The 1,344-nt window shown below is 37.0% G+C and carries 1 protein-coding gene; it reads left to right on the top strand.

From position 1 onward, the window contains the following. The first annotated feature begins 330 nt into the window (after positions 1-330). Positions 331-996: a hypothetical protein gene (locus AC1DP6_RS36430; protein WP_477059301.1), complete on the top strand. Its 666-nt coding sequence runs from the start codon at positions 331-333 to the stop codon at positions 994-996. The last annotated feature ends 348 nt before the right edge of the window (positions 997-1,344 follow it).

Here is a 1,344-nt window from a genome sequence, read left to right as displayed (position 1 = left end):
GTAAATAGAATACCCTTATTGTAATTCCAGAATTACATAACGAAAAACCAGCTTTAATGGGAGAGCAGTTTTTAATATTGCTTGTCCATTTAAATTCGATTTATGGTTCAACTACCGACTTTGAAAAATGTCACGTTAAAATTATATCTTCGTTATGATAGTTCCGCTCTTTGTAAAGCCATGTAAACCCAAATGCGATCTTTATAGAGTAAATTATAGAGCAAAAAAGAAAAGCCAAAAGACTAAAAAATGAATTAGGCAAGAGCCAACTTGACTGTTAGCCCTTTTCTCGATTTTTGTACTACATTTACGTTTGATTATATTGTGGCTATGAYTAACAGCGAATCCATCATCACTAAACTTTCTGACTTAAAAGAAAAGAATAAATTCTCTTCTGAACAGTGGAGAAACAGAGGCCTTGTTCCTTCCGAGACGGAAATTTGCGTACACCTGAATACCGTTTTCGACGATTTGTTAGATCAGTTAATAATTGCCGTGCAGGACAACAAATCAACCAGATTCACCCGGTCCGTTTTCTCCCGTACTTTAAAACGTCTTAATATTGCCGATTTTGACACGGAAGAAAGAGCGTTTATTGGAGATATGTTCATAATGATATCCAGGATACTCAGTATGGATATTTCAAGATCGCTTAACCGATGGGCATATGGACCTGCGCTAGGCTCTCTGATAAATTTAAAACTGGCCTTAAACCGCAAAAATCCCCCTGTTGAAACCCTTTCGCAGCCCTGCGTCAAATGCGGCAATATGCTTGAATCTCATATTTTAGAGAAGGAAGAAAGCAGTCCGGGATATAGTTATGAAGTAGTCAGATGCGATACATGCGATGAATATAATTTATTAGATCACGGGCCTGGCATAAAACAACTTGAGTTTGGTAATTATCAATGGGTTGAAAGACTAGACAAAAAAGAATATACTAAAGAACAAGCAGAGAACAGGGTAGAACAGATAAGATTTTTCAGAAAAAGATAAACCAGACTAAAATATAATCCGGAAGTAGAATTACAGAAATTTTTAGCCGGAGGGATTTATCTGTTTGAAAATCTGCAGTAACAATAAATTGCTTATGCCCCGCTTTTGCATAAACGGTTCCCTTAGGCAGACTAACCGTTACATTGCCTGAACGACCATCTTGCACCCATAACCGCAGTAGTAAAAGGGACTATTTCAGTAAGTGTGTAAGTTTAAAAATCGAGGATGTTAACTATCTAAATTTTTACTCTGCTTCCAAATATAGTTAAGAACTGATTAAGGATCATGCCCCAATTTCTAATGGGCATGGTCCATTTTTTTGAGGACTCTCTCAGCGCCAGGTATACG

Source organism: Chitinophaga sp. 01L420, assembly GCF_056399985.1.
This window is presented reverse-complemented; position numbering and strand designations above follow the sequence as displayed.